General features: G+C 61.0%; 28 protein-coding genes. 13 read left to right on the top strand and 15 right to left on the bottom strand.

Features of this window, described 5'->3' with window-relative positions:
* Positions 1-14: 14 nt before the first annotated feature.
* The 4 genes from BM403_RS12930 to BM403_RS12915 all read right to left on the bottom strand — a co-directional run bounded on the left by BM403_RS12930 (position 15) and on the right by BM403_RS12915 (position 3,026).
* On the bottom strand, positions 15-647 hold the full coding sequence (locus BM403_RS12930; RefSeq protein WP_093543153.1) for a glutathione S-transferase family protein: 633 nt from the start codon (positions 645-647) through the stop codon (positions 15-17).
* Between the two features lie 152 nt (positions 648-799).
* Positions 800-1,225, bottom strand: a complete 426-nt coding sequence (locus BM403_RS12925; protein WP_093543151.1) for a hypothetical protein — start codon at positions 1,223-1,225, stop codon at positions 800-802.
* Positions 1,226-1,449: 224 nt separating this feature from the next.
* Positions 1,450-1,680, bottom strand: a complete 231-nt coding sequence (locus BM403_RS12920) for a DUF6124 family protein (RefSeq protein ID WP_043205792.1) — start codon at positions 1,678-1,680, stop codon at positions 1,450-1,452.
* 314 nt (positions 1,681-1,994) lie between these two features.
* Positions 1,995-3,026 carry an HTH-type transcriptional regulator GntR gene (locus BM403_RS12915; protein WP_162471082.1) on the bottom strand — a complete coding sequence of 344 codons (1,032 nt, stop codon included), beginning with the start codon at positions 3,024-3,026 and terminating at the stop codon, positions 1,995-1,997.
* A gap of 213 nt (positions 3,027-3,239) precedes the next feature.
* On the opposite strand from BM403_RS12915, the gene BM403_RS12910 reads away from it, so the two are divergent.
* Together BM403_RS12910 and BM403_RS12905 are read left to right on the top strand one after the other, a co-directional pair.
* A complete protein-coding gene (locus BM403_RS12910; protein WP_015885525.1) occupies positions 3,240-3,773 on the top strand; it encodes a gluconokinase in 534 nt (177 codons plus the stop codon).
* Between the two features lie 84 nt (positions 3,774-3,857).
* Positions 3,858-5,210, top strand: a complete 1,353-nt coding sequence (locus BM403_RS12905) for a GntP family permease (RefSeq protein ID WP_015885524.1) — start codon at positions 3,858-3,860, stop codon at positions 5,208-5,210.
* Positions 5,211-5,367: 157 nt separating this feature from the next.
* Here the strand turns inward: BM403_RS12905 and alaC are convergent, their stop codons facing one another.
* On the bottom strand, positions 5,368-6,579 hold the full coding sequence (alaC, locus tag BM403_RS12900) for an alanine transaminase (RefSeq protein ID WP_015885523.1): 1,212 nt from the start codon (positions 6,577-6,579) through the stop codon (positions 5,368-5,370).
* Positions 6,580-6,775: 196 nt separating this feature from the next.
* Between alaC and BM403_RS12895 the strand changes: the two genes are divergently transcribed.
* Positions 6,776-7,258, top strand: a complete 483-nt coding sequence (locus BM403_RS12895; RefSeq protein WP_093543149.1) for a GyrI-like domain-containing protein — start codon at positions 6,776-6,778, stop codon at positions 7,256-7,258.
* Positions 7,259-7,301: 43 nt separating this feature from the next.
* Here BM403_RS12895 and BM403_RS12890 read toward each other — a convergent pair whose 3' ends face one another.
* The 3 genes from BM403_RS12890 to BM403_RS12880 all read right to left on the bottom strand — a co-directional run bounded on the left by BM403_RS12890 (position 7,302) and on the right by BM403_RS12880 (position 8,751).
* The gene (locus tag BM403_RS12890; RefSeq protein ID WP_064053690.1) at positions 7,302-7,907 is read right to left on the bottom strand and encodes a pyridoxamine 5'-phosphate oxidase family protein; all 606 of its coding nucleotides are present in this window, start codon (positions 7,905-7,907) and stop codon (positions 7,302-7,304) included.
* Positions 7,908-7,936: 29 nt separating this feature from the next.
* A complete protein-coding gene (locus BM403_RS12885) occupies positions 7,937-8,191 on the bottom strand; it encodes a helix-turn-helix domain-containing protein (protein ID WP_043205788.1) in 255 nt (84 codons plus the stop codon).
* A gap of 65 nt (positions 8,192-8,256) precedes the next feature.
* The gene (locus BM403_RS12880; RefSeq protein ID WP_015885520.1) at positions 8,257-8,751 is read right to left on the bottom strand and encodes a GNAT family N-acetyltransferase; all 495 of its coding nucleotides are present in this window, start codon (positions 8,749-8,751) and stop codon (positions 8,257-8,259) included.
* A gap of 147 nt (positions 8,752-8,898) precedes the next feature.
* Here BM403_RS12880 and BM403_RS12875 point away from each other — a divergent pair, with 147 nt between their 5' ends.
* From BM403_RS12875 to BM403_RS12860, 4 genes are read left to right on the top strand one after another with little or no spacing between them, the layout of a single operon-like run.
* A complete protein-coding gene (locus BM403_RS12875) occupies positions 8,899-9,318 on the top strand; it encodes a YybH family protein (protein WP_093543147.1) in 420 nt (139 codons plus the stop codon).
* A 42-nt stretch (positions 9,319-9,360) separates the two neighbouring features.
* The gene (locus BM403_RS12870) at positions 9,361-9,705 is read left to right on the top strand and encodes a YciI family protein (RefSeq protein ID WP_093543145.1); all 345 of its coding nucleotides are present in this window, start codon (positions 9,361-9,363) and stop codon (positions 9,703-9,705) included.
* Between the two features lie 32 nt (positions 9,706-9,737).
* Complete coding sequence (locus tag BM403_RS12865; protein WP_046036465.1) at positions 9,738-10,217, top strand: SRPBCC family protein; 480 nt, start codon at positions 9,738-9,740, stop codon at positions 10,215-10,217.
* The gene (locus BM403_RS12860; protein ID WP_093543142.1) at positions 10,214-11,437 is read left to right on the top strand and encodes an RNA polymerase sigma factor; all 1,224 of its coding nucleotides are present in this window, start codon (positions 10,214-10,216) and stop codon (positions 11,435-11,437) included. The genes BM403_RS12865 and BM403_RS12860 overlap by 4 nt, the downstream gene beginning before the upstream one ends.
* Before the next feature lie 36 nt (positions 11,438-11,473).
* Here BM403_RS12860 and BM403_RS12855 read toward each other — a convergent pair whose 3' ends face one another.
* A complete protein-coding gene (locus tag BM403_RS12855) occupies positions 11,474-12,328 on the bottom strand; it encodes a LysR family transcriptional regulator (protein ID WP_015885515.1) in 855 nt (284 codons plus the stop codon).
* Between the two features lie 89 nt (positions 12,329-12,417).
* Between BM403_RS12855 and BM403_RS12850 the strand changes: the two genes are divergently transcribed.
* Positions 12,418-12,930: a multidrug/biocide efflux PACE transporter gene (locus BM403_RS12850; RefSeq protein WP_093543140.1), complete on the top strand. Its 513-nt coding sequence runs from the start codon at positions 12,418-12,420 to the stop codon at positions 12,928-12,930.
* Here BM403_RS12850 and BM403_RS12845 read toward each other — a convergent pair.
* Complete coding sequence (locus BM403_RS12845) at positions 12,829-13,587, bottom strand: SDR family NAD(P)-dependent oxidoreductase (protein ID WP_093543138.1); 759 nt, start codon at positions 13,585-13,587, stop codon at positions 12,829-12,831. The two genes, BM403_RS12850 and BM403_RS12845, sit on opposite strands and share 102 nt — an antisense overlap.
* A 106-nt stretch (positions 13,588-13,693) precedes the next feature.
* Here BM403_RS12845 and BM403_RS12840 point away from each other — a divergent pair, with 106 nt between their 5' ends.
* Positions 13,694-14,590, top strand: a complete 897-nt coding sequence (locus BM403_RS12840) for a LysR family transcriptional regulator (protein WP_093543136.1) — start codon at positions 13,694-13,696, stop codon at positions 14,588-14,590.
* On the opposite strand, the gene BM403_RS12835 is transcribed toward BM403_RS12840, so the two are convergent.
* Complete coding sequence (locus tag BM403_RS12835) at positions 14,587-15,504, bottom strand: LysR family transcriptional regulator (protein ID WP_046036460.1); 918 nt, start codon at positions 15,502-15,504, stop codon at positions 14,587-14,589. The two genes, BM403_RS12840 and BM403_RS12835, sit on opposite strands and share 4 nt — an antisense overlap.
* Before the next feature lie 120 nt (positions 15,505-15,624).
* On the opposite strand from BM403_RS12835, the gene BM403_RS12830 reads away from it, so the two are divergent.
* The 3 genes from BM403_RS12830 to BM403_RS12820 all read left to right on the top strand — a co-directional run bounded on the left by BM403_RS12830 (position 15,625) and on the right by BM403_RS12820 (position 18,501).
* Entirely contained in the window at positions 15,625-16,386 is a 762-nt protein-coding gene (locus tag BM403_RS12830; protein ID WP_015885511.1) for a 5-oxoprolinase subunit PxpA, read from the top strand.
* 265 nt (positions 16,387-16,651) lie between these two features.
* Positions 16,652-17,530, top strand: coding sequence for a 5-oxoprolinase subunit B family protein (locus BM403_RS12825; protein WP_043205785.1), 879 nt, complete (start codon positions 16,652-16,654; stop codon positions 17,528-17,530).
* A complete protein-coding gene (locus BM403_RS12820) occupies positions 17,527-18,501 on the top strand; it encodes a 5-oxoprolinase subunit C family protein (RefSeq protein ID WP_093543134.1) in 975 nt (324 codons plus the stop codon). The genes BM403_RS12825 and BM403_RS12820 overlap by 4 nt, the downstream gene beginning before the upstream one ends.
* Positions 18,502-18,567: 66 nt before the next feature.
* Here BM403_RS12820 and BM403_RS12815 read toward each other — a convergent pair whose 3' ends face one another.
* Positions 18,568-20,184 carry an inorganic phosphate transporter gene (locus BM403_RS12815; RefSeq protein WP_064053680.1) on the bottom strand — a complete coding sequence of 539 codons (1,617 nt, stop codon included), beginning with the start codon at positions 20,182-20,184 and terminating at the stop codon, positions 18,568-18,570.
* 232 nt (positions 20,185-20,416) lie between these two features.
* Positions 20,417-21,439: a transporter gene (locus tag BM403_RS12810; protein WP_015885507.1), complete on the bottom strand. Its 1,023-nt coding sequence runs from the start codon at positions 21,437-21,439 to the stop codon at positions 20,417-20,419.
* A gap of 262 nt (positions 21,440-21,701) precedes the next feature.
* Here BM403_RS12810 and BM403_RS12805 point away from each other — a divergent pair, with 262 nt between their 5' ends.
* Positions 21,702-23,330 (top strand): methyl-accepting chemotaxis protein, encoded by a 1,629-nt coding sequence (locus tag BM403_RS12805; RefSeq protein ID WP_015885506.1) that lies wholly within the window; start codon positions 21,702-21,704, stop codon positions 23,328-23,330.
* Here the strand turns inward: BM403_RS12805 and BM403_RS12800 are convergent, their stop codons facing one another.
* Complete coding sequence (locus tag BM403_RS12800) at positions 23,331-24,503, bottom strand: GAF domain-containing sensor histidine kinase (protein WP_046036457.1); 1,173 nt, start codon at positions 24,501-24,503, stop codon at positions 23,331-23,333.
* A 176-nt stretch (positions 24,504-24,679) separates the two neighbouring features.
* Positions 24,680-24,988, bottom strand: coding sequence for a PepSY domain-containing protein (locus BM403_RS12795; protein ID WP_015885504.1), 309 nt, complete (start codon positions 24,986-24,988; stop codon positions 24,680-24,682).
* Positions 24,989-25,138 lie beyond the last annotated feature (150 nt).

The raw sequence follows: 25,138 nt of genomic DNA, 5'->3' as shown, positions 1-25,138 counted from the left end.
GTGTCGTCCTTGGTTTAGTTGTGACCGTCGAGGGCAAAGGCCTTGAAGCCAGCGTGCTGACTGAGGCGTTGATAGTACGCCGCGATGGCGGGGTAGGGCGGGCGCTCCATGGGCGTCATTTGCCAGCGGTGCACCGAGAGGCCGATCAGGATATCGGCGAGGGTGAATTCGTCGCCGGCCACGTAGGCACCGGTCTTGGTCAGCTGGCGTTCCAGAATGCCCATCTTGTCGTTCCACCGCTGCACGGCGGCGGCAATCTGCGTCGCGTCCAGACCCTCCGGGTTGCCGCGCACCAGGGCTGTGAAGGCATCGCCCCAGGCGCGGTTGAGTTCGACGGCTTGCCAGTCTATCCACTGCTCGACCCTGGCACGTGGCGCGGGTTCGGCGGGCAGCAGGTCATGCCGTTGGTAGAGGTTCACGAGGTAGCGGCAGATGGTGTTGGACTCCCACAGCACGCCGTGGTCGTCGACCAATACGGGGATCTGGGCGTTGGGGTTCAGGGCGAGGAATTCGTCGGACTGGGTGGGCTTGAAGCCAATGCCCCAGTCTTCGCGCTGGTAGTCGATGCCCAGTTCCTGGCAGGTCCAGAGTACTTTGCGCACGTTGATGGAGGACGTGCGACCCAAGATTTTCAGTGAGTGGCCCATGGTGCTTCCCTGGCGGTGGAAATGTGCAGTGGCCAATGTAGCAGGGAGCACGTATAAGAGCGAGTTGCGCGGAAACTGTGCCTATGAAAGAAACCGGCCCAGAGTGTTATAGAGAGCCGGTTGGCTGAGAAGACTCAATGTGTGAGAAGTTGTTATAGTTCATCAAAGTATTGAATGTTGGCCTCACCTTTAACTTCGTGCTCCTGTCCTTTTATGTTTATAAAAAAACTGAATTCCAGCGTTACATGCAGTTGGTTAGGAATATAGGTTGATTTAACCTTCCCGCGTGAAGCCTGGTAGCCTGTAGTGTCGATATCGTAAAAACCCCAAGGAGGTACGTCATCACTTACGATCTCACCCTCGAAAGAGCCGGGCCCATCGCCGATATACACAGTGACTCGAATGCTTTCGTTTGAGTGAATATGAGTGCCGGTTAAGCGAAGTATGCCCTGTCCCTTGGTCATAATTACATCGTTAGTAAAAAAAGCTCCGATCGGAGACGCTTCAATATCAAAGTGCCCTTTAGCCTTTTTAGTTTTGATGTTGATGTCGGGTGTGTGTGGAATGCCAGCGGTCATGATTGCTTTCCTCCGGTTTAAATAAACGTTTGGTCCTGAGCATATTGGGAGTCAGGAAGCTTATTAGTCCGTATTATCGGTATCACGTCTACTGTCAGAAATCACAGTGTTTTATTGTATTTGACTGGGCTAACGTACTGAGATTTTATAGTGGGCTTTCTGACGCAATAACTTGGACTTTGTCCTGCAGGGGCAATCAATTGTTAAACGCACGCAGCCTTCCTTCAGCAGCTTGGTGTGTGCTGGTCCACGGCTTTTCCTAGCAGCAAGATGCTCAGTTCACTCAGTTGGTAAATCGCCAGGGCCACATCGCGGTGCTTGCCGCTGAGGTCATCGGAGAGGTCGAGCAGCAAGGTGCTGACGGAACATACGGCTTCGTAGCTGTTGATCAGCAGGGTTTCTGTGGAGGTGTCAGGGATGACAGTGAAGAGCGTGTGCGTGGGGATGCTGTGCATGAGTGAAGTACCTGATATGGGCTGATACCTCATCGCTACTAAACGAGGGTGGCAGCTGTACGCAGGTTAGTAGACCGGTATCCCACACAAACCCGGCGCACCCGAAGGCGCCCTGCGCACAGCCACCATCAAGCATCGATAGGCTCATGCATCTTGTGTGAGGAAGCGGGCTACTAAACCCGATCACCGAGAAATTCAGCGACCAGACAACCTTAGAGACCCCCACCCAGGCGCACAAGCCGGCGGATTCTGACGTAAGCGTAGGCAACCGGGCAAGGCGCTTACCGCAATGTCAGCTGCGTCCTACAGGCGTCCTACGTACTCTCCCGCACCTGCAACTCAAACCCCATGTCCACCACCGGTTTGGCGATCTTGTTGCCCGCCATGATCGTCAATAAATGCTCCGCCGCCCGCCGGCCAATCGCTTCACGTGGGGTGCTGATGCTGCTCAGGCGCGGCACCATGAACGACGACGCCGGCAAGTCGTTGAAGCCCAGCACCGCCACACGCTCCGGCACCTTGATGCCATGGCGCAAGGCTTCCAGCAGCGCGCCTTGGGCCAGGTCGTCGTTGCCGAAGAAGATCGCGTCCACGTCCGGATGCGCCGCCAGCAACTGTAAAAACAACTCGCCGCCCAGGCCCACGGAGGAGGGGCGCGGCGTCAGCAATTCCAGCGCCGGGTCGTACAGGCCGGCCTGTTGCAGCGCTCGGCGAAAACCTTCGCCACGCAGCAAGGTGCGTTGGTCCAACTGCGCACCGATGTACGCCAGGCGCTTGCGCCCACGGGAGATCAAATGCGCTGCCGCGGTCTCGCCCGCCGCCAGCTGCGAGAACCCCACGCAGTTCACGCCGGCGTTCGGGTCCAGGTCCATCATGTACACGCACGGCACATTGCTGGCCTCGACCATCCGTCGGGCGCTTTCGGTGCGATCAAACCCGGTCAGCAGCAAACCGCGTGGCTGGTAGGCCATGTAGTTGCGCAGCAGGTTTTCTTCTTCATCGCGCGAATAGTGGGAGTTGCCGATCAACACTTCAAAGCCTTTGGGCCGCAGTACCTGGTGGATGGCTTCGAGGGTTTCGATAAACAGCAGGTTGGACAACGACGGCACCAGCACCACCACCGAATGGCTCTGGGCCGAGGCCAGGGCGCGGGCCGCGGGGTTGACCACGTAGTTCAGTTCGGCTGCGGCGTGTTGCACTTTTTCCACCAGTTCGGTGGCGACGGTGCTGATGCCGCGTAGGGCACGGGAGGCGGTAATCGGGCTGACGCCGGCCAGGCGGGCGACTTCGTTAAGGGTCGGGCGACCGGTAGTGCGCATTTTTTTATCGTTCTTAGAGGTCATCAGGCGGCTTGCCAAACAAAAATCGAGGCACTAAGGTAGCGCTGTCTCCAAAGGGCTGCAAATTCTTGAACAAAGGGTTGCCTGATCCTGTTCAACGCGTTGGAGCGGATGCACGCGTCACTCCATAAAAAAAGACAAGACGGCGCGGGAAAAGCCTGTTTTTGCACTAGCCTTACAGCGTGCAAAGGTAGCGCTATCTGCGTCCTGAGGTGTTCCATGAGTCAACCTGTTACCGCCCTGGTCATCATGGGTGTTTCCGGCTGTGGCAAGTCCAGCGTCAGCGAGGCCCTGTGCCGCCTGAACGGTGCGACCGCCATTGAAGGCGACAGCTTTCACCCCGCCGCCAACATCGAAAAGATGAGCGCCGGCCACCCCCTCAACGACGACGACCGCGCCGGCTGGCTCGACATCCTGTGCGATGAACTGCGTCGTTCGCTGAAAGCGGGCGAGCATCCCGTACTCACCTGTTCAGCGCTTAAAAAGAAATACCGCGACCACCTGCGCGAAGCCGCGCCGGGCCTGGGTTTCGTCTTCCTGGAACTGACCCGCGCCGTGGCCGCTGACCGCGTGTCCCATCGCCCCGGCCATTTCATGCCGGCAAGCCTGATCGACAGCCAGTTCGCCACCCTTGAGTCGCCCAAAGGCGAGCCGCTGACCCTGGCCCTCAACGCCAGCGAAGACAGCGTCGAGGAATTGGCCGAGCAGACCAATGCCTGGTGGCTGAAACACGGTTTTGAACCATCCAAATAATTTTTTGCCGGAAAAGATAGCGCTATCCCCGGCAGGAAATTCAACACCCGCTTTAATAACAACAACAAACAGGAGAGACCCCCCATGTTTGGCATGTCCCACGAGTCGTACCTGCTGTTAGATGCAGTCGTCACCATCATCGGGCTGATCGTGTTGATCACCCGGTTCAAGGTTCACCCCTTTATTGCGTTGATCATCGCCGCAGGTTTCCTCGGCCTGACCTCGGGCATGCCCGTGGACAAGATCATCAAGGCCTTCCAGGACGGCTTCGGCGGGGTGCTTGGCTTTGTCGGCATCATCCTCGCGCTGGGCACGATGCTCGGCAAGATGATGGCTGAGTCCGGCGGCGCCGATCAGATCGCCCAGACCCTGATCCGCGCCTTTGGCAAGGACAAGGTCCAGTGGGCCATGATGTTCGCCGCGTTCCTGGTGGGCATCCCGCTGTTCTTCGAGATCGGCTTTGTGCTGCTGATCCCGCTGGTGTTCATTGTCGCGCGCCGTACCGGTGTGTCGCTGATCAAGATCGGCATCCCGCTGCTGGCCGGCCTGTCGGCGGTACACGGCCTGGTGCCACCGCACCCCGGCCCGCTGCTGGCCATCGGCGTGTTTGGCGCGGACATCGGCAAGACCATCCTGTACGGCCTGATCGTCGCCTTGCCGACCGCCATCATTGCCGGCCCGATCTTCGGTACGTTCATCGCCAAGTACATCCCGGGCAACCCGTCCCAGGAACTGGTCGACCAACTGGCCCGCGAGACCGATAACAAGTCGTTGCCGAGCTTCGGCATCACCCTGGTCACCGTGCTGCTGCCGGTGTTCCTGATGCTGCTGAAAACCTTCGCCGACATCGCGTTTGCCGAAGGCAACGTGGTGCGCAACTGGATGGACATGATCGGTCACCCGATCACCGCGTTGCTGCTGGCGTTGCTGCTGTCGCTGTACACCTTTGGCCATCGCCAGGGCATCCATTCCAAGCAGATCCTCAAGCTGCTCGACGCCAGCCTGGCGCCGACCGCCGCGATCATCCTGATCATCGGTGCCGGTGGTGGCTTCAAGCAGATGCTGGTGACCAGCGGCGTGGGTGACGTGATCGGCCACATGGCGGTAAACGCACAGATCAACCCGATCCTGCTGGCGTGGCTGGTGGCGGCGGTGATTCGCGTGGCAACCGGTTCGGCCACCGTGGCAACCATTACCGGCGCGGGCATCGTGGTGCCGGTGGTGGGGATGATTCCAGGCGTTAACCGTGAACTGCTGGTGTTGGCAACGGGGGCAGGGTCGTTGATTCTGTCTCACGTCAACGATGCGGGGTTCTGGCTGGTGAAGCAGTATTTCAACATGACCGTGGCTGAGACGTTCAAGACGTGGACGGCGATGGAGACCATTCTGTCGGTCGTGGCGTTGATCTTCATCATGTTGCTGTCGTTGGTGGTGTAAGCCACACCGCAGCATCCCATGGGGTCACCCAATCAAATGTGGGAGGGGGCTTGCCCCCGATAGCAGAGTGTCAGTCACTGCATCCGGTGACTGAACCACTGCCATCGGGGGCAAGCCCCCTCCCACAGTTTGAGCACATTTCTTCAGGTGGATCGGGTCAGGCTTTCTGGGCCAACCCATCCGCCCTGAACATCCCCCGGATCCCCCGCACCGCCTGGCGAATGCGGTCCTGGTTCTCGATCAGCGCAAAGCGCACATGGTCATCGCCATACTCGCCAAAGCCAATCCCCGGGGACACACACACCTTCGCGTCCAGCAGCAATTTTTTGGCAAACTCCAGCGACCCCATGGCGGCATACTGCTCGGGAATCTTCGCCCAGACGTACATCGACGCCTTCGGATTCTCCACCATCCAGCCCAGCTCATGCAGGCCCTTGACCAGCACATTGCGGCGCTGGCGGTACTGCTCGGCGATGTCTTTCACGCACTGTTGGTCGCCTTCCAGCGCCGCAATCGCCGCCACCTGCAGCGGGGTGAAGGTGCCGTAGTCGTGGTAACTCTTGATCCGCGCCAGGGCGTTGACCAGTTCCGGGTTACCGACCATGAAGCCGATGCGCCAGCCGGCCATGTTGTAGCTCTTGGACAGGGTGAAAAACTCCACCGCAATGTCCTTGGCGCCCGGCACCTGCATGATCGACGGGGCTTTCCAGCCGTCGTAGACGATGTCGGCGTAGGCCAGGTCATGCACCACCAGCACGTCGTACTGCTTGGCCAGCGCAATCACGCGCTCGAAGAAGTCCAGTTCCACGCACTGCGCGGTGGGGTTGGACGGGAAGCCGAGGATCATCATCTTTGGCTTGGGGATCGAGCCGCGAATCGCCCGCTCCAGCTCGTCGAAGAAGTCCACGCCGGGCACCAGCGGCACCGATCGCACCTGGGCGCCGGCAATCACGGCACCGTAGATGTGAATCGGGTAGCTCGGGTTCGGCACCAACACCGTGTCGCCCTGGTCCAGGGTGGCCAGCATCAAGTGCGCCAGGCCTTCCTTGGAACCGATGGTGACGATGGCCTCGGTTTCGGGGTCGATGTCCACTTCATAACGGTCTTTGTACCAGCGCGAAATCGCCCGGCGCAGGCGCGGAATGCCTTTGGACGTGGAGTAGCCGTGGGTGTCTTCACGCTGGGCGACGGTGACCATTTTCTCCACGATATGCGGGGGAGTGGCGCCGTCCGGGTTACCCATGCTCAAGTCGATGATGTCTTCGCCGCGCCGACGCGCAGCCATCTTCAGCTCGGCAGTGATATTAAAAACGTAAGGGGGGAGTCGATCTATGCGCGCAAAGCGGCGCGGCGAACCTTGGTCTGCCATTGTTGCCTCGAGAGTACGTAAGCGCCCGGAACCGTCCGAGCGACGTCGGCCACTGCGGTGGCCTGCGGGGCAGACAATACGGTCGATGATGGCCAGTTGTCCAGATGCGTAGGAAAATTTTCTGCATGGAGTCCAGCGCGGATATGCCCCTATACTCGATACGGGTTTGTACCCTCATAAGAAGGAGACTGTTCGTATGGATCAGCAGACAAAACAACCGTTAGAGCCACGCATGGAAGCCGGTAAAGCCCTGGTGATCGCCGGGGTGCAAGGGCGTTACTCAAAGGCCACCGTGGGGGATATCCCCAGGCTGTGGGAATTGTTCGATACCTGCATCAAGGACATCAAGAAACGGGTTGGCGGTGTGACGTATGGTGTTTGCCACAACCCCAAGCATGGCGAATTCGACTACATGGCCGGTGTCGAGGTCCCGACCAAGGGCGACGTACCGAGCAACTTCGAGTCCATCGAGATTCCGCCGCTCAACTATGCCGTGTTCCCGCATTACGGGCCGGTGCAGGCACTGGAACAAACGTACGAGCGCATCATGTTCGAATGGCTGCCGCATTCGGGTTACAAGGTGATGGGCGCGGATTTCGAGCGCTACAGTGCCGATTTTGACGGGCGCAAGGGCACCGGGACGGTGGAAATCTGGTTGCCGGTAGGCGAAAGAGGCTGACCGCGACCCTTGTGGGAGCCGGCAAGCCGGCTCCTACGGGACATCAATACAACGTACTTCTGACCCGCTCCGGCATCTCTCGGTCATACGCCTCGGCATCAAACTGCCCATCATTGAGCCGCTTGTGAAACGCCCCCGCTGACGGCAACGCCGAGCGGTCCAAGTGTTTCTCCGGGTTCCAGCAGTCCGAGCGCACAAACGCCTTGGAACAGTGGAAATACGCGGCCTCCACCTGCACCAGAATCACCGACCGCGCCGGCTTGCCATTCACCGCAAAACTCTCCAGCAGTTCAGGCTCGATGGAAATCTGCGCCCGGCCGTTCACGCGCAAGGTTTCGCCAACCCCTGGAATGATGAACAGCAACGCAATCCGCGGGTCCTGCACCAAGTTGCGCAAGGTATCCACGCGATTGTTCCCCGGCCGGTCCGGAATCGCCAAGGTGCGCTCATCCACAATCCGCACAAACCCAGGCACATCGCCGCGCGGCGAACCGTCGATGCCGTCCGGCCCGGACGAACTCACCACCACCAACGGCGACGCCCGCACCATGGCCTGGTAGTCCTCGTTGAGAAACGGGATTTCCTTGCGCACGGCACGCTCGTGGGGGAGGCCGTAGAGGGTTTCGAGTTGTTCGAGGGTTGTCAGCATGTGAGTCACCTTTGCAAAAGGCAAAAAGCCTAATCTTTGAAAATTTCGGCGAGTTCTTCAAGCATTGGCAAACGTGCCGCTACCAGTATTACCTCACTGCTTAAGGCTGCCATCACGCGTGAATAGGCACCCATTGAAACGGACATACTGCCTTGCTCGATCTCTATTAGTTTCTGGCGAGTAACGCCCGCTAGCTTGGATAGATCTGATTGCTTAAAACCTTGGCTGAGACGCTTCGCACGAATCTGCTTGGCGAGCCTCTGCGTGATGAGTGAAGCATCCATGTCACGTAACCATTACATAGCTTGAGAGGTGTCATGTTTGCGTTACATTGGCTTGCCGTCAAGATTCACTTGGCAACCACCCACCTCAACCTTCGCTCATACCCAATCCGCCCCTTATACGCCTCCCCGCTGTCGACCCACCCAGCCCTGAGATACAACCCCATCGCCGCCACATTGTCCGCGTCCACCGACAATTCCAGGCCCTTGATCTGCGGCCATGCCTGTAATGCCGCCGCCGGCAGCGCCTGCAAGCAGGCCCTACCGAACCCGCGCCCTTGTTGATGCCGATCCACCTGCAACGCATGCAAGGTCGCGCTGTGCTCATCCGCCCAATGGGGCAGGCACGGTGGGCGTTTGAGCAGCAGAAAGGCCACGGGCAGGTCGTCGGCGAGCAGGGCGAAGCCTTTGATGGCGTTGGGGTTGGGGTTGACGAGCAGGCTGTTCAGCGCACAGTAAATATCGCCGGAGTACGCCAGTTGCTCGGGATGCACTTGCAGGGTGTCGAGGTGCTGTTTCTGCACAAGGCTCAGCGTCTCATAGGGGACGAGGCGGGTTTCCATCAGTGGCGCATCCGAAATCCTACAAAGAGGCGTGGATTCTAGCGGGTTTGCCGGGGGCGAAATTATTTTTCAGTGGGTTGTCGATTTGCCGCTGGCTTATTCGATTAAGGGTGTATTCCGCGCTTTTCCTCCCGAAGGAGTATCACCATGAGCACTGCCATCAACACCCTGATCGAACAATGGAAACACGCCGTCACCGCCAAGGATGTCGAGAAGATTGTCAGCTTCTACGCCGACGATATCGTCGCGTTCGACGCCGTCAGCGCCCTGCAATTCAAGGGCAAGGCCGCTTACCAGGCGCACTGGCAGGCCTGCATGGAGTTTTGCCCCGGCCCCAGCGTGTTTGACTTTCATGAGCTGCATATCGTCGCCGCCGACGACAGCGCCTTTGCCCACTGGCTCGCCCACGGTGGTGGCACCGGGCCGGATGGCGTGCTTAAAACCTGCTGGATGCGCGTGACCGCCGGTTACCAGCGCATCAATGGCCAATGGAAAGTGGTGCATGAGCACTGGTCTGCACCTTTCGACATGGAAACCGGCACCGGTCTGTTCGACCTGAAACCTTGACCATCGCGATCTATAGTCAGTAGTCCGAAAACGGAGAACGTCATGAAATACCTGTGCCTTGTCTACAGCGACGAAGCGTTGCTGCACAGTCTGCCCGACAGCCCCAAGGACCCGGAATGCCATGCCTATGCAGAGTCCGTTCACGGCAGTGGGCGCATGCTGGCCGCCGAAGCGCTGGAGTCGGTCACCACCGCCACCACCGTGCGCATGCGCCATGGCAAGGTGTCGATCACCGACGGGCCGTTTGCCGAGACCAAGGAGCAGCTCGCCGGCTTCTACCTGATCGAGGCGCGGGACCTGAACGAAGCGATCCTGGTGGCCGGCGGCATTCAGGCCGCCCGGGTCGGCAGTGTGGAAGTGCGCCCCGTGCGCGAATTGAATCTCTGAACAACAACCATAAGACTCAAGAGGTTTACCCCATGTCTACGCAACCTGCCGAGTTTGAATTGTCCATCAGCCGCGTGATCGATGCACCGCGAAGCCGCGTGTTCCGTGCCTGGACCGAGCCCACCTTGCTTCAGCAATGGTGGGGCCCCCACGGCATGACCACCCCCGAGTGCGAAATGAACCTGTGGGTCGGAGGCCTGTTTCGCACCCTGATGCGTGCGCCCGACGGTGCGGAATACCCGACCCAGGGCGTGTTCCTGGAGATCGTCGCGCCACGGCGGTTGGTGTTTACCGACGCCTTTACGCCGGGCTGGATTCCGTCGGGCAAGCCGTTCATGACCGCCGAAGTGACCCTGCAGGAGGTCGAGGGCAACAAGACCCTCTACACCGCCCGCGCCATGCATTGGCGTGCCGAAGACAAACAGGCCCACGAAGCCATGGGCTTTCACGATGGCTGGGGTCAGAGTCTCGACCGCCTGGTAACCCTGGTCACCCAAGGCATGCGCGATTGACCCTTTCGGTCGAGGCGATCTACCGCAGCGAATCAAGGCGTGTGCTCGCGACGCTGATTCGCGTGCTCGGCGACTTCGACCTGGCCGAAGAAGCCCTGCACGAAGCGTTTTTCGTCGCGGTGCAACGTTGGCCGCTGGACGGTGTGCCGCACAACCCACGCGCGTGGCTGGTCTCGACCGGGCGCTTCAAGGCCATCGACCGTCTGCGCCGCCAGGCGCGTTTTACCCCGTTGCTGCAGGCGCAGGCCGATGCGCTGGAGGCGGCTGACTGGAGTGATGAAGACGTGGAAGACGACCGCCTGCGCCTGATCTTCACCTGCTGCCATCCGGCGCTGGCGGCCGACGCTCAGGCGGCGCTGACCTTGCGCGAGATCTGTGACCTCACCACCGAGGAAATCGCGCGGGCGTTTCTGGCCACGCCGGCCACCATCGCCCAACGTATCGTGCGGGCGAAGGGCAAGATCCGCGAGGCCGCAATTCCGTATCAGGTGCCGTCCCTGGCGGAGCTGCCCGAGCGTCTCGACAGCGTGTTGCGCGTGATTTACCTGGTGTTCAACGAGGGCTATTCGGCCTCCATGGGCGCTGACCTGACCCGTGAAGCGTTGACGCGCGAAGCTATCCGCCTGGGGCGTCTGTTGATGGCGTTGCTGCCCGAGCCGGAAGTCATGGGGCTGCTGGCGCTGATGCTGTTGCACGAGTCCCGACGCTCGGCGCGCACTTCGGCGAGTGGCGAATTGGTGCTGCTGGATGAACAGGACCGCTCGCTGTGGGATGCGTCCCTGATCGCCGAAGGCTGTGCGTTGGCGGAACAGGCGCTGAGCGCCCGGCGCTTTGGCCCGTATGGCCTGCAGGCCGCCATCGCGGCGGTGCATGCCGAAGCCACACGTGCAGACCAGACGGACTGGCGGCAAATCGTCGGGCTCTACGATGTGCTGCTCAGGACAATGCCGTCACCGGTGATCGAACTGAACCGCGCCGTAGCGGTGGCCATGCGCGATGGCCCGCTGGCGGGGTTGCAGCAGGTAGAGCAGATTCTGGCGCGCGGCGAGTTGCAGGATTACCACCTGGCGCATTCGGCGCGGGGCGAGTTTTGTCGGCAACTGGGGCGTGTCGAAGCGGCGCGCACGGCCTACGAAAAAGCCCTGTCACTTACCCAGCAAATCCCGGAAAGACGCTTCCTCGAACAACGCCTGGCCGAACTCCAATCCCCCAGACAATGAAGCCCGCTCCCACACTGTCTTCATTGTCCAGAGGACTCACTCCAGCATCGTGGCCAACAACCAACTCCCTGCTGGCCCCGGTGCATGCTGGCGCGACCACAACGCATCCACCGTGACCGAGCGTGGCCAGCCGCGCACCTTGAGTTCCTGCAGGCTGGCGTTGCCAAAACGCTCGACCAGCCAGCGGGGCAGGGGCGCCCAGCCGAAACCCAGCTGGGCCATCTCCATCAACATCAGGTAACTGGCGGCGGACCAGACCCGGCCAGCGGCGCGGTTGTCGTAAGGTTTGACGATGCTCGCCAAGCGCAATTCGCGATGGTGTTTCAAGGTCTGGTGGTCGACGCTGTCGAGGCTGGCCAAGGCATGTTGCGGCGACACGAACAACGCGATCTCGGTGCGCTCCTGCACCGGCGAGCGCGTCAGGTCAGGCGGGTAGACGTCCTGCTGTTCGATAAACGCAATCTGCGCCCGGCCGCTTTGCACCAGGTCGATCAGGTCGTCGCATTCGGCGATCAGCCATTCCAGTTCGAGGTCGGGGTAACGCTCGGCGAACGCAATGATCGCGGTTTCAAAACGCTGCGATTGATACGTGTCCGACATCGCAATCGTCAGTCTCGGCTCCAACCCCTGGGCTAACTGACTCGCCGCCAGTTCCAGGCGGCTGCTGGCTTCCAGCACCTGCTCGGCCCGTTCCAGCAGCACATGGCCGGCTGGCGTCAACGTCGGCTTGCGGCTGCTGCGATCGAACAGCACCACATCCAGGTCGATCTCCAAGCTCGCGACTGCCGCGCTGACGGTGGACTGGCTCTTGCCCAGCTTGCGCGCCGCGGCGGAAAACGACCCTTGGGTGGCCGCCTGGACAAACGCTTGCAGCACTTCGTTGGACGCCATGTCTATCGCCTTGGTCGATGGTTATTGGTTATGAAGTATCGAGTCAGGGCGTGATCATGGCAACCCTCGTCATTCATGGAGCGCAGGTTATGAGCCCTACCAAGTCGATTACTGAACGCGTTTGCCAAGCCCTGGGCTTTGAAGGCTTGGCGTTGTTGATGTGTACACCGCTGCTGGTGTGGATCACCGGCAGGCCGGCCCTGGAAATGGGCGCGGTGACCTTGGGGCTGAGCCTGCTGGCATTGACCTGGAACATCGTGTTCAACAGCCTGTTCGACCGCCTCAAGGTGCGCCTGCAACTCGCCGCAGGTGGCTGGACGCGGGTGCTGCATGCGCTGATGTTTGAAGGCGGGCTGATTATCGTGGCCGTGCCGCTGATCGCGGCGTGGCTGAATATCAGCCTGATGCAGGCGTTTATGCTCGACATCGGTGTACTGCTGTTCTTCCTGCCGTACACCTATGTGTATCACTGGGGGTATGACGTGCTGCGCGACAAACTCCTACAGAAACATACCGCCCGAGGCCTCGATCCGCTGGCCGGTGATCCAGTGGCTACCGTCGGCCAGCAGGCTGGCAATCGCCCCGCCGATATCGTCCGGTAAGCCGGCGCGGCCCAGTGCAGTGTTACTGGCGACCATTGCGTTGAGGTGGGCGTTATCGCGTACCGCGCCGCCGCCGAAGTCGGTTTCAATCGCGCCAGGGGCGAGGATGTTGACGCTGATGCCACGCCCACCCAGTTCCTTGGCCTGGTAGCGGGTGAGCACCTCCATGGCGCCTTTCATGGCGGCGTAAGCGGCGTAGCCGGGCAGGCTGAAACGCGCCAGGCCGCTGGAGATATTGAGGATGCGGCCGCCGTCGCGGATCAGTGGCAACAGCTTCTGGGTGAGGAAAAACGGGCCTTTGAATTGAATCGCTACCAGTTGGTCGAACTGCGCTTCGGTGGTGTCGGCAAAGCTGGCGTGAATGCCGATACCGGCGTTGTTGATCAGAAAATCGAGGTGATCCTGTGCGAAAACATCCTTGAGTGTGCTGGCAACCTCGCCGACGAAATCGCCAAAGGTCGCGCTTTGGCTCACGTCGAGTTTCAGCATCACCGCGCGGCTGCCCCGTTGTTCGATCTGGGCGACCAACGCCTGCGCTTCATCGGCCTTGCTGTGGTAAGTGCCGATGATATCGACGCCTTGAGCTGCCAAGTGCAACGCGGTGTTTTTGCCCAGGCCGCGGCTTGCGCCGGTGATCAATGCGATTTTGCGGGTCATGGTGATGTCCTCTGTGATTGAGCGTTGGGAGCAGTTTATTTGTCCGGCCATATCGTGATAAACAGCGCTATACCGGAATCACTGGCCGGATGAGGCGAACAATCCCATGAACAAACTTGAGCTGCTGCGCACCTTCGTGCGCGTCACCGAACTGTCGAGTTTTACCCAGGCCGGCGAGAGCCTGCGCTTGCCGCGCTCAACCGTGTCCGAGCACGTGCAGGCGCTGGAGGAACTGCTCGGCGCGCGCCTGTTGCAGCGCACTACGCGCACGGTGCAGGCGACTCAGGACGGACGTGTGCTGTATGAGCGCAGCAAGGATTTGCTGTCGCACATGGAGGAGCTGGAGGGGCTGTTTCGCCAGGATGAAGCGCAACTCAGCGGGCGTATTCGAGTGGACATGCCCAATATGATGGCGCGGGAATTGATCCTGCCGCGCCTGCCGCCATTCATGGATGCGCACCCGTTGATTGAGCTGGAAATCAGCACCACCGACCGCCAGGTCGACCTGCTCGCCGAAGGGTTTGATTGTGTGTTGCGGGTCGGCGCACAGCCGGACCAGACGGTGGTGGCACGGCGGTTGTGCAGCCTGCCGATGATCAACTGCGCGAGCGCGGCCTACCTGCAACGTCATGGCGTGCCCGAGACCCTGGCCGACCTGGCGCAGCATCAGTTGGTGCATTACGTGCGACCACTGGGCGCGCGTTCGGCGGGGTTTGAATACGTGCAGGGCAACAAGGTGCAGCGTATTGCCATGGCCGGGCGCGTGACGGTCAACAGCACCGATGCGTACAAAGCGGCGTGCCTGGGGGGCTTCGGGATTACTCAGGTGCCGGCCTTGGGCATCGGTGATTTATTGGCCAGCGGTGAACTGGTCGCAGTGCTGCCGGATTACCCCGCGCCAGCGCTGGATGTATCACTGCTCTACGCGGGCCAACGGCACCTGCCGCAACGCGTGCGGGTGTTCATGGATTGGCTGGCGGCAACGTTGCAATCCCAGCTCTAACGCCGCGCCGATAATTGCTGCGGGGCCAGGAATGCATCGTGGAAGTAATCGCGTACCGCCTGCATCGCCGGGGTGAATGTGCGCTCGCGGTGCCAGGCCAGGCCCACGCTCATCGGCGTGACCGGGTCAGTCACCGTCAGGGTTTCGATGCGCTTGCCTTCCAGTGACCAGGGCCGATGCACCAGGTCCGACAGGATCGCCACGCCGCTGCCGTTGGCGACCATGCTGCGCACCGCCTCCACCGAGCTGGTACGCAGCCGCACCTGGGGCGTTTGCCCGGCCTGTTCCCAGTAGCGCATGGCGCTGTGTTCGGCCTCGTCGACGGTGAGCAAAATGTAGGGCTCGCGGGCCACATCGGCCAGGCTCACGGCGCCACGTTCGCACAAGGGATGATGGCTGGGCAGCCACAGGCGGCGTTCCGAATTGAACAGGATTTCCGAGACAATATCCGGGTGAGTGAGGTTGGCGGTGAGCACCACGGCCATGTCGAACTGGCCGTCGAGCAAACCGTGCTCGATGGCCTGGCGCTCCTGCTCGAAGACCTCGATGGTCACGTCCGGGTGCCAGTGTTCCATGCGCTGCAAGTGGTGCGGCAGGAAGTAGCCGAGTACCGTGTAACTGGCGGCCAGGCGCAGCACGCCGCTGGCGCGGTAGTCGGGCAGCGGGCTGTTCAGCGCGTCATCGACGCTGCGCAGAATCACATAGGCGCGGTTGAGAAAGTGCCGCCCGGCGTCGGTCAGGTTCATGCCTTGGGCCGAGCGCACGAACAACTGCACGCCGAGCATGGCTTCCAGTTCCTTGATTGCCGTAGTCACCGCCGACTGGGAGATGTTCAGGTGGATGGCCGCCTGGGAAATCTGGCCGATTTCGGCGGTGGCGACGAAGTAGCGGACTTGGCGCAGGGTCAGGGACATCGGCCTCTCCAAAACGTAGGGCTATCTGATTTTCAGAAGATGGGCCATCTGATAATAGATCTTCCCAAGGGGTCAAGCCGCAGCCTACTTTTCCAGCATCACTTAGGCGGAGCGACCTCGATGCAGGCAGTGGATTTCAATTCGGACATGGGCGAAGGCTTCGGCCCCTGGACCATCGGCGACGGTGTGGATGCGGAGCTGATGGCGTACATCAGCTCGGCCAATATCGCCACCGGCTTTCACGCCGGCGACCCCGGCACCATGCGTCGTACGGTCGAGCGTGCCAAGCAATTGGGCGTGGCCATCGGCGCGCATCCGGGCTTTCGGGACCTGGTCGGCTTTGGCCGTCGCCACATCAACGCGCCGCCTCAGGAATTGGTCGACGACATGCTCTACCAGCTCGGCGCCCTGCGTGAAATCGCACGGGCCCAGGGCATGACCCTGCAACACATCAAACCCCATGGCGCGCTGTATATGCACCTCGCCCGCGATGAAGAAGCGGCGCGGTTGCTGGTGCAGAACCTGCAAATCCTCGAGCCGACGCTGTTGCTCTACTGCATGCCCAATTCGGTGATCTGGCGGGTTGCCACGGAACTGGGACAACCGGTGGTGCGCGAGTTTTATGCTGACCGTGAGTACGATCTCAGCGGCTCCATCGTGTTTACCCGCCAGGTCCGGGCGCTGGATCCGGCAACGGTCGCTGCGCGAGTCTTGCGTGCGTGCCAGACCGGTCTGGTGCGCACCGTAGAAGGCGAAGACGTGTTTATCGAATTCGATTCCATCTGCCTGCACAGCGACACGCCCGGTGCGCTTGAGTTGGTAGAAGCCACCCGCGAAGCCCTGGATCAAGCAGGAATCGTGGTAACGAATGGGTTTCTGTAGTGAGCGGGCTTGCCCCGCGCTGGGTGGCGAAGCCGCCCCTATACCCGACGCCGCGTGTAGCCTGACACTACGCGGTGGTCTTACTGGGGCCGCTTCGCAGCCCAGCGCGGGGCAAGCCCGCTCACCACAACAAGCTTGTTCACCACAGCAAGCCCGCTCACCACAACAAGGGTGTTCACCACAGCAAGCCCAGTCACTACAACAAGAAACGCCCTGAACATTTTTTTTCGCCTGCCTTTCTACAATGATTCCAAGAGGAACAGACATGGCTGAAATGTCCCCCATCCGCTACAGCTTCGGCGGTGATGAACACCTGTTTGCCGAGGTCAGTGACAGCATGTCCCTGGAGGCCTTTTTCAAAGGCATGGCGGTGACACGCGCCGTGGAACGCCTGGCGCTCGAAGGCGTGCTGGATGTGTGCCTGGCCAATGCGTCGTTCCAGATTCGCTTCGACCCCGACCGCATTGCCCCCCATGTATTGCTCGATGCGGTGCAGACTGCCGAAGCCCAGGCTGTGGCCGAGCGCACCTTGCACACGCGCATCATCGAAATCCCGGTGCTCTACAACGACCCCTGGACCCATGAAACGCTCATGCGTTTTCGCGACCGCCATCAAGACCCCAGCGGCACCGACCTGGAGTACGCCGCGCGCATCAATGGCCTGGCCGATGTCGATGCGTTTATCGCCGCCCACAGCGGCGCACCGTGGTTTGTGTCGATGGTCGGGTTTGTCGCGGGCTTGCCGTTCATGTTCCAGATGGTCGAGCGCGAGCGCCAATTACAGGTGCCCAAGTACCTGCGGCCGCGCACCGATACACCGAAGCTGACCCTCGGCCATGGTGGCTGTTTTGGTTGCATCTACTCGGTGCGCGGTGCCGGCGGTTACCAGATGTTCGGCGTGACCCCGGCGCCCATCTACGACCCGGCGCAGCAATTGGCGTACCTCAAGGAACACATGGTGTTCTTCCGCCCCGGTGACATCGTGCAGTTCAAACCCATGGACCGCGACGCTTACGATCTTGCCGTCGCCGAGGTGGACGCAGGACGCTTCGACTTGCGCATCCGTCCGGTGGAGTTTTCCCTCGACGCCTTTCTCGCCGACCCCATCGGCTATCCGAAAACCCTGCAGGAGGCGCTGGCATGATCAAGGTCCTCAAACCCGGCCTCGCCACCTCCGTGCAGGACCTTGGCCGCGAAGGTTATTACCATTTGGGCATCCCGCCGTCGGGCGCACTGGACCAGTACGCACTGAGTGCGGCCAACCACCTGGTGGGCAACCCGGTGGGCGCGGCGGGCCTGGAATGCACGCTGATCGGCCCCGAGCTTGAGTTTCAGCAGGACGCGCTGGTGGCACTCAGCGGCGCCTTGATGTCGCCGCGCCTGGACGGTGAAGTCGTGCATCAGGACACTGCATTCCAGGTGCGCGCCGGGCAGGTCTTGCGCTTTGAGTTTCCCAAGGCCGGCGCGCGCACCTATCTCGCGGTGGCGGGTGGCATTGACGTGCCGCTGGTGCTCGGCAGTCGCTCCACCTATACCCTTGGCGCACTCGGCGGGTTTCACGGTCGACGCTTACAGGCAGGCGATGAATTGCCCGTCGGCGAACCCAGCGGCACGGGCCGTGCGGGCAACAGCCTGCCGATGGCGTTGCGCCGGTCGGTGGGTGGCGATGTGACCCTGCGTGTGGTGCCTGGCCTGTATTACGAGCGCCTGACCGCTGCGGCCAAAAGCAGCTTTTTTGCCGAGCCCTGGACCGTGGGTTCCGAAGCCGACCGCATCGGCTATCGCTTCAAAGGCGGCAGTGCGCTGAGCTTCCAGCCACGGGAGCAGCCGTTTGGCGCGGGATCGGATCCGTCGAATATCGTCGACAGTTGCTACCCGATCGGCTCGATCCAGGTACCGGCCGGGCTGGAGCCGATTGTGTTGCACCGGGACGCGGTGTCGGGCGGTGGCTACGCGATGATTGGCACCGTGATCAGCGCCGACCTGGACTTGATCGGGCAGATGCAGCCGAACCAGCGGGCGGGGTTTGTGGCGGTGACACTGGAGGAGGCGTTGGAGGCGCGGCGTGTCTACAAGAAGCGCCTGAAGATGATGGCTGGACTGTTCGCTGGATAAAACTGTGGGAGGGGGCAAGCCCCCTCCCACATTTGGTTCTCTGTTCACTTTTGCTTTGGTTTTGTGTCAGAAGAGTTGGGTGAACAGCCAGTAAAGGCTGCCGGAAAGCAGGATCGCCGCCGGCAACGTGAGTACCCACGCCATCGCCAGGTTACGGATCGTACGCATCTGCAACCCACCGCCATTAGCCACCATCGTCCCCGCGACGCCCGACGACAACACATGCGTCGTCGATACCGGCAACCCATACATATCCGCCGCACCGATGGTCAGCATTGCCACCATTTCAGCCGAGGCGCCTTGGGCGTAAGTCAGGTGGGTCTTGCCGATCTTTTCACCCACGGTCACCACGATGCGCTTCCAGCCCACCATGGTGCCGAGGCCCAGGGCGATTGCCACGGCGATCTTGACCCACAGCGGAATGAAACGCGTGGAATTGTCGATCTGTTGCTTGAACAGTTGCAGCTTGCCTTGGGTATCGGCGTCGAAATTGCCGACCTTGCCCTTGTCCATCAGGCGAATGGTTTCGCTGCTCAGGTACATGTCGTTACGCACGTTGCCGACGGCTTCGGCAGGCACTTTGGCCAGGGAGCCGTAGCCTTTGACTTCCTCACCGATCTGCCCGGCCAGGGCCGCGAGGGCCGGCACCAGTTCTGCAGTGGGTTCCTTGGTGCGCACGTAGGTCGAGAGAATCGGGCGCGGATCGCCGCTCAGCGGTTGCGGTGCGCTTTTCACCAGGGCGACCTGGGTGACTTCGGCCACGGCCGCGAACTGCAACGACTGCTCGGCCGGCATGGTGCGGTTCAGCGCGTAGGCCATCGGCAGGGTGCCGACCAGGATCAGCATGATCAGGCCCATGCCTTTTTGCCCATCGTTGGAGCCATGGGCGAAGGACACGCCGGTGCAGGTGGCGATCAGCATGCCGCGGATCCACCATGGCGGCGGGGTGTCGCCTTTCGGCGCCTTGTACAGCGCACGGTTTTTGACGAAGGCGCGCAGGGCCAGCAACAGCATGGCCGCAAACGCGAAGCCGATCAGCGGCGACAGCAGCAAGGCGTAACCGATCTTGATCGCCTGGCTCCAGTCCACGCCGCTGGTGCCGTCACGCCCGTGCATCAAGGCATTCGCCACGCCCACGCCGATGATCGAGCCGATCAGGGTGTGCGACGACGACGCCGGCAAACCCAGCCACCAGGTGCCGAGGTTCCACAGGATCGCGGCGATCAACAGGGCGAAGATCATCGCGAAACCGGCCGACGAACCCACCTGCAAAATCAGCTCGACCGGCAGCAGCGCAATGATCCCGAACGCCACCGCGCCGCTCGACAGCAGCACGCCGAGGAAGTTGAAAAAGCCCGACCACACCACCGCGAAATGCGGCGGCAGCGAGTTGGTGTAGATCACCGTCGCCACGGCGTTGGCGGTGTCGTGGAAGCCGTTGACGAACTCGAAACCCAAGGCGATCAACAGCGCCACGCCGAGCAGCAAAAACGGCGTCCACGTGGTGAGTTGGGCGCCCATTTCATGCATGTCATGCATCAGGCTGTAAGCGGTGAACAACAGCCCCATGGCGAGCACGGCGAAGAAGATGATCACCGTCACCAGGCTGGGTTTTTTGTCCAGCCTGGGTTTGGGGTCTGCAACTGAGGTGTGGGTGGAGGCAGTCAGGGAAGGGGTGGCCATGCCGGAGCATCCAGTGTTGTGAGGATGCCGTTCATAGTCATTGCAGAATGTTACAGAGATGCTGCCATAGGTCAGTGTTTGATGGAATTGGGATAGCCGCTGATCCTGTATACGCCGCAGAACCTATGTGGGAGGGGGCTTGCCCCGATTGCAGTAGGTCAGCTAAAGACAAACTGCCTGATCCACCGCTATCGGGGGCAAGCCCCCTCTCACATGTCAACTGCGTTCCAGTTCAGTAGTCTTTGCGCTTCCTGAAGGCCCATCGCCCGGCAATCAAGGTAAAGGTCGCCACCAACGCCACCAATATCCAAAAGCCTTCAGGGTCCTGCGAAAGTGGCACACCGCCCACGTTCATGCCGAAAAAACCGGCGATTATATTGATCGGCAATGCCAACACCGTCACCACGGTGAGGGTGAACAGCGTGCGGTTGCTTTGCTCGTTGAGGTTGGCGGCGATCTCTTCCTGCAACAGCTTGATCCGCTCACCCAAGGCCATCAGGTCGTTGATGATCAGCGCAAACTCCTCGGTGGATTTACGCAATTCCTTCACGTCTTCCTTCTGCAGCCACTGCGGCGGCCGGTTGAGCAGGCGCAGCAGCGAGCCCGGTTCCAGCGCCAGCAGGCGTTGCAGGCGCACCAGCACCCGGCGCGCGGCACCAAGCTCCGCGCGGTTGGTGGACAGGCGCGAAGACAGCAACTGGTCTTCGATATGGTCGACGCTGATGCTGGTCTTGCGCACGATCTGCGTCAGCACTTCACCCTGGTCGCGCAGCAGGTGCACCAGCAACGCCAGCGGCGAGCGAAAGCTTTCACCGGCTTTCACCGACGAGCGCAACTTGTCCACCGAATGCAGCGGTTGCAGGCGCGCGCTGATCAGCAGGCGGCTGCGGGCGCAAACCCACAGCGTAGAAATATCCGACGACACCATGCTGCTGAAATTGAACACCACGTCGTTGACCACCGCCAACAAGGCCGAGTCGACGTGTTCGATACGCGTGGAGCGTGAACCTTCATGCAGGGCTTCGAAAAATTCTTCCGGCAAATCCAGGTGTGCCTGCATCCAACGCTCGCACGCCGCGTGGGCGAGGTTCAGGTGCAGCCACAAAAACTCATCCGGGTCGGCCGGTTGTTGCAGCGCCTGGAGCGCCGTGGCCGAATCGATTTGCTCACCCTTTTCACCGGGGCGGAAACGGAAACCGTAAAGCAAGCCAAACAGGTCGGAGTCCTGGTGGCTGTGGTCGATGCTGTGGTTCATGAGGGCTCGCAGAGAAAAGGCCTGTAGGACGTTTCACAGGGCGCGTAGCGAATCATTGCAAGGGAATTTGACAGTTTTGTGACGGCTTGCGATTTATTTCGTTGCGGTGACATTTATTTGACCTCTTGTCAGGAACCGTTCAAGAAGCCTCTAGCACGGCGGATCCAAAGCATTAGCAACCGCTGTGGACCGGCGGTGCTTTTGATGACAGGGAAGTTAACGGCGTGCATGCACCACTTCCTTGTATCGAGGCTTTTCCCCGATGAATGTTTTGCGAACCTCCTTGAGAGCACAAATCCTTTCGCTGCTCGGTGGCAGCCTGTTGGCGATGCTATTGATCGCCCTGGCGTGTTTCAATTTCCTGTCCAACGGGGTGCAGAGTTACCGCAGTTTGATCGATGGGCCATTGCTGACCTCACAATTGATCGACGAGGCCAACCTGCAATTCAAGGTGCAGGTGCAGGAATGGAAAAACGTGTTGCTGCGCGGCAAGCAGCCGCAGGACATGGAGAAATACTGGGGTCAGTTCCAGGACCGCCAACGCGATGTGCAAGGCATCCTCGCGCGTCTGGTCACCCAGACCACCCGCGACCCGGCCCTGAACCAGCGCATCGAAACCCTGCGCCAGGCACACCAGCAACTGGGTGTGGCCTACCAGAAGGGCCGCGATGCCTACGTGGCGGCGGGTGGCGATGCAACCGTCGGCGACACCGCAGTCAAGGGTGTGGATCGCGCCGCGAGTGAGCAGATGAGCGCGCTGGTCAGTGACCTGCGCGAACAAGGCAGCCAGCAATCCAAGGCCATCAGTGCCTACGCCGAGCGCACCGTGCTGGTGGGCCTGGCGATCATGTTGCTGTCCGGTGTGTTAATCGGCCTGTTCAGCCTGTGGCTGATCAACCGCAATTTGATCCTGCCGATCCGTAGCCTGATCGACTATGTGACGCAACTGAGCCACGGTCGCTTCGCTGAGCGCGTGGCCAGCCGGCGCCAGGATGAGCTGGGCCACCTGGCCGCTGCCGCGAATACCTTGCGCGACTTCCTCGCCGAAACCTTCAGCCGCTTGCAGCGCAGCGCCACCGACCTGGTCGGTGCCAGCGGCGAACTGAATGCCATCGCCGGGCAGATGGCGACCGGCACCAGCGATCAATTCAACCGCACCGACCAAGTGGCCACGGCCATGACCGAAATGTCAGCCACCGCCCAGGAAGTCGCGCGCCACGCCGCCAGTGCTTCCCGTGCGGCCGACGAGGCGGACCACTCGGCCCGTGAAGGCGGCGAAGTGATGAAGGTCACCATCGCGACCATCGGTCAGATGCGCAACGAGATCCTCAACACCGGCACCATCATCCGTCGTCTGGAAACCGATAGCGTGCGCATCGGCAAGGTGCTGGAAGTGATTCGTGGCATCGCCGAGCAGACCAATTTGCTGGCACTGAACGCCGCCATCGAGGCCGCGCGCGCAGGCGAAGCCGGCCGCGGTTTTGCGGTGGTGGCCGATGAAGTGCGCAGCCTGGCGCAACGCACGGCGGCGTCGATCATCGAGATCAACGGGATTATCGAGGCGGTGCAGACCGGCGCGGTGGATGCGGCCCAAGCGATTGTGAGCGGTCAGTCGTGCAGCGATGACAGTGTGGAGAAGGTCACCCAGGCCGGCGCCATGCTCGCGCACATCACCCAGGCCGTCGAGGCCATCCGTGACATGAATCGCCAGATTGCCACGGCGGCCGAGGAGCAGACGTCGGTGGCCGAGGACATCTCGCGCAATATCACGCAGATCACCACGGTGGCGACGGCCAACCTCGACAACGTCAAGCGGACCGAAGCGGCGAGCCACAACCTGCGCGGGTTGTCGAGCGAGTTGAACGAGGTGACGGCGCGCCTCGGCGCCTGATCAGGCCGTTGGCAGGCTGAACGTGAACACGGTGCCGTGCTCAGCGGTGGTGGAGACGCTCAATTCACCGCCATGGGCGTCGGCAATCTGCTTGACGATGTACAACCCCAGTCCCAGACCGGCCTGGGGGGTGTCCTTGGCGGGGCGCGAGTAGGGCTCGAACAGCCGGGGCAAGGCTTGGGCGTCAATCTGTCCGGGGTTTTTCACGCTCAGGTTGAAACGACCCTGTTCGATTTTTGCCGTGACCTCCACCGGTCCATCGTGATGACCATGATGGATGGCATTGGCCACCAGGTTGGAGAGCAACTGCGCCAGGCGATCGCGGTCGCCGCTCACGCCCTGCAGGTCGCCGATATCCGCCTGGATCACCCGTTGCGGGTGCACGCTCTGTACTTCCGAGACCACATGCTGCAATGCCTCCTGCAAACCCTGGCAATCGCCGATGTTCAGCGGGATACCGCTGCCCAGGCGGCCACGGGCAAAGTCCAGCAGGTCTTCGACCAACTGCGCGGCGCGGCGACCGCTGGTGAGGATATGGCGTACGAGGGTGTCGGTGGCCGGGTCGGGGAATTTGCGCAGCAGCCGTTCCGCAGCGAAGTTGATCGCGAACAGCGGGTTGCGCAGGTCGTGGCCGAGCACTGCAATGAATTGCTCGCGCAATTCGGCGGTGCCGCGTTCTTCCTGCAATTGCGCTTGCGTGTAATGCGCGGCTTCTTCGGCTTCGATTTGCAAGGACAGCACCCGGGCGAACGACTCCATGGTGCTCTGGATACTGCTGCTGCGCAGATGGGCGGGGTTGGGGTCCAGGGCGCAGATGGTGCCGAAGAATCTGCCGTCGGTGCGGAACACCGGCACCGAAATATAGCTTTCAAACTGGTAGAGCCGCGGGGTGTGGTGGTCGTGGTAGACCGGATCTTCGCTGGCTTTGTCGATCACCACGGACACGTGGGAGCCGCGAATCTCGTGGCAGATCGTGGTGGCCAGGTCCAGCTCACCGCCCACCCCAAGGCCGAAGTCCAGTTGGTCGAGCACGGCGCAGGCGGTCCAGGTGTCGTCGGTTACCCGCGCGACGGCGGCAAAGCGCAGGCCGGTCATATCGCTGATGACTTTGAGCATCGCGGGGACGGCACTGATTCTGCCAATGGTGGCGATGTCGGCGGCTTTTTGCCCCATGCAGCACTCTCGATCCGTAAGGTGGTGAGCGTTATGCCCCGGCCAATGAGTGGGATTTTAGCGACCTTGTGCGCTGTAGGTGTTATTTCATTCGTTAGAGGGAGGGTTTTCCTACCCGCAGGCATAAAAAAACCGCGCTACCCAAAGGTAGCGCGGTTTTTATGTGAGGCGATCACTCAAGTATCGAGTTTGTCTTCCAGCACGGCGCCGGTCTTGGCGTCGAGTTTCACTTCAAACTTCTTGCCGGTGGTGTCGGTCAGGTCAACTTCGTAGACCAGTACGCCGCTTTTGTTGTGGTCCAGCTCGGTGTCATTGATGGTGGCACCGGCGTGTTTGGCCACAGCGGCCGCGTTGAGTTTCTCGAAAGGCATCACTGCGCCGGACTTGAGCAGGCCTTCGATGTGGTCCGGGCGAACATCAGCCTGGGCCAGGCCGGCGGTCAGGGTCAGGGCGGTAGCGGCGAACAACGTAGTCAGGGTTTTCATGGTGTGTCCTTCTTCGGTGAGCTGTTTAAGTGGGATCAGGTTAGCCAGTGCAACTTAATTCATCCTTAATTAGTTCAAGCCGTTACGCCGTTTGTTCAATCCGATTAACACTCAGGCTTTCAGGCTTGAGCCTCCTGTAAAAGCGAGACT

Origin of the sequence: Pseudomonas sp. OV546 (assembly GCF_900116845.1) — a bacterium.
Lineage (GTDB): Bacteria > Pseudomonadota > Gammaproteobacteria > Pseudomonadales > Pseudomonadaceae > Aquipseudomonas > Aquipseudomonas petroselini.
Note: the sequence above shows the minus strand (reverse complement) of the source record. Positions and strands in the feature narration are given on the sequence as shown.